The 2,850-nt window shown below is 57.1% G+C and carries 2 protein-coding genes; both read left to right on the top strand.

The features are described 5' to 3' along the window. Positions 1–897, top strand: an 897-nt coding sequence (locus tag EN885_RS32370) for an ABC transporter substrate-binding protein (protein WP_164897964.1), incomplete at its 5' end; no start/stop codon positions are given. After that, on the top strand, positions 897–2,711 hold the full coding sequence (locus EN885_RS32365) for an ABC transporter permease subunit (RefSeq protein WP_164897963.1): 1,815 nt from the start codon (positions 897–899) through the stop codon (positions 2,709–2,711). The genes EN885_RS32370 and EN885_RS32365, both read left to right, overlap by 1 nt. Positions 2,712–2,850: the final 139 nt, after the last annotated feature.

Genomic DNA, 2,850 nt, shown 5'->3' with positions numbered 1-2,850 from the left:
TCTCCGGCCGACGAGGCGAAGCTCAAGGTGCAGGTCGACAGCACCACCGTGCAATGGGATGTGGTGGAGCTATCCAGCTTTCCATTTCGACCGGATGCATCGAATTACCTCGAAGAAATCGACTACGGGGCCTTCGACAAGGAAACGCTGGACAACCTTGTGCCTGAAGCAAAGGTGAAATACGGCGTTGGTTCATACGTCTACAGCACCGTGATGGCGTTCTCAACGGCCGAATACCCGGCCGACAAGCCTCGCCCGCGCTCATGGGCTGAGTTTTGGGACGTAAGCAAATTTCCGGGGCCGCGCTCGCTTAGGGCAGTAATTGCGGCGGGTGGAGATCCTACCACAATTGAATTCGCGTTGCTGGCAGCCGGGGTTCCGAAGGACAAGCTGTATCCAATCGACTTCGACAAGGCGTTCGCGTTCCTCGATCGCATCAAGCCGCACATTACGAAATTCTGGACTGTCGGAGCCGAACCGGGTCAGCTCCTCTCGGATCGTCAGGTCGCGATGGCCTCGGCATTCAATGGCCGAATGGAATCCCTCAAGACCCAGGGTGCAGCGGTTGATTACCAATGGAACGAAGGGGAGCTTAGCCCGGCTTACTGGGTCGTTCCGAAGGGCGCCAAAAACAGGGCTGCGGCCATGCGGTTTGCAGCCTACCAGTCCTCCGCCGAGGCGCAAGCTCGTCTCAACAATCTCATTTTTTATGGTCCGCTAAATCGCGCCGCGTTCAACCACATCGAGCCTAAAATCGCCTCCCAACTGCCCACCGCGCCCGAGAACATCGACAAACAATTCTTCCGTGACCTAGCATATTGGGAGGCCCAATCGCCATCTGGCAAAACTAACCTCGAAGTGCTGATCGAGGGCTGGACCAAATGGGTCGCCGGCTGATGGCCACGCTGGACCGCTCCGTGACAGCGGCCACAATGTGGCTGGTTCACAATCGCGAAGCCTCACTCCTGCTTACTCCGGCGGCGCTTCTGCTCGGGGTCTTCTTCTTCGTCCCGCTCGCCGGCCTCCTTTCTATTAGCCTGCTCGATCCCGCACCGACTTTCGCGCATTACCAAGAGTTCTTGGGTAACACAACAAACTGGATCATCCTCGCCCGGACCTTTGAGCTCGCAGCCAAAGTCACGCTTATCTGCCTTCTGCTCGGATATCCACTCGCCTTTTGGATCGTCTCAGCCCGCACCCGGGTGGCCGCGGCGCTATTACTTGCGGTCGTGTTGCCGTTCTTCACGAGCTACCTCGTGCGCACATATGCATGGATGGTGCTCCTCGGTCGCTTTGGCCTAGTAAACCAGCTGTTGATGGCGCTGGGCCTTACCGAACGGCCTGTCGAGCTCATCTACAACGAGTTCAGCGTGCTCATAGCGATGGTGTACATCCTCATGCCGTATACCGTGCTCGTGCTCATCAGCGTCATGAGAGGGATTCCGTCTAGTCTTACGCGTGCCGCCGCCTCACTCGGTGCCCCCGCAGCCCAGAATTTTTGGCGTGTGTTCTTCCCTTTGAGCGCACCGGGCGTGATCGCGGCTGGGCTGCTCGTATTTGTGTTTGCGATTGGGTTCTACATCACCCCCGCGCTAATGGGCGGCGCGAACACAATCATACTTCCGATGCAGATCGACACCTATACGAATGTGACACTCAATTGGCCGCTTGCGGCCACTGCCGCCACTGTGCTGCTCGCGATCACGTTGTTGCTCTATTCATTTTCCAACCATTTCGTCGGGATCGAAAGCTTGCTCGGCGCGCCGCGCGGTGCTGGCCCATCGGCAGGCTCTACCATACGTCGCCCAATTAGCGCTTACGTGCGGCTGGTTGACTTCGTTACAGCCCTGGTGCGCGCCGTCGGTCGTAGGCTTGGCTTTCCTGCGAGCCTTGCCAGAGATTGGGAGCGTGCGGACGTTGGTGGAAAGCTGCTACGCGGAGTAAGCCTGATCGTCACTGCTTTCCTCGTCAGTCCTATCCTGATCATCTTTCCGATCTCATTCAGCTCCTCGCGCTTCCTCGAATTCCCGCCTCCGGGCCTGTCGCTGCAATGGTATGAAGCGTATTTTACAAGCGACGCGTGGGTCTCCGCGACCATACAGAGTTTCGGGGTGGGGACCGCTACCGCGTTTGTGAGTCTTGCCGTCGGTTCAGCGGCTGCGATGGCACTAGTGCGCGGAAGTCCGCGAATGCGTCGTGTCGGATACCAGCTATTGCTCGCACCAATCATCGTGCCGGTGATCATAAGTTCGGTGGCGCTGTACTTCCTTTTTGCGCGACTGCAACTCATCAATACGTCTCTCGCACTGGTAATAGCGCACAGTATCGGGGCCATTCCCCTGGTGGTGCTGATCATGGCCGCTAGCTTGCAGGCTCAAAACATACGCCTTGAGCATGCCGCCGCGAGCTTGGGGGCCTCACGGATTGTTACAATCTGGCGAATCGTACTCCCACTCATCCGTCACGCATTCATCGTTGCTGGGTTCATTGCCTTCCTGCATTCATTCGATGAGGTGGTATTGTCACTTTACATGAGCGGGCCAGACACCATGACCCTGCCTGTAAAGATGTGGTCGGGAATTCGGGAAGAAATCACGCCCACGATAGCTGCGGTGTCAAGTCTACTGATCGCGTTCACAGTCGTTATGTACGCCGGCCTGGAAGCAGTCCGCCAAACGGCTGAACGCCGAACCAAAATTAGTCGACAATGAAGGAGTTCCCGACGGTGAATGAGCCTGCGGACAACGGGATGATTTTTTCAGTTGAGGAATATCGGGCACGGCTGCAGCGCACGCAGAAGGAGATGTCTAAGCATGATCTTCCCGTGTTATTGCTGCATCAGCCAGAAAA

The organism is Mesorhizobium sp. M6A.T.Cr.TU.014.01.1.1 (genome assembly GCF_004022765.1).
GTDB classification, from domain to species: Bacteria; Pseudomonadota; Alphaproteobacteria; order Rhizobiales; family Rhizobiaceae; genus Mesorhizobium; species Mesorhizobium mediterraneum.
This window is presented reverse-complemented; position numbering and strand designations above follow the sequence as displayed.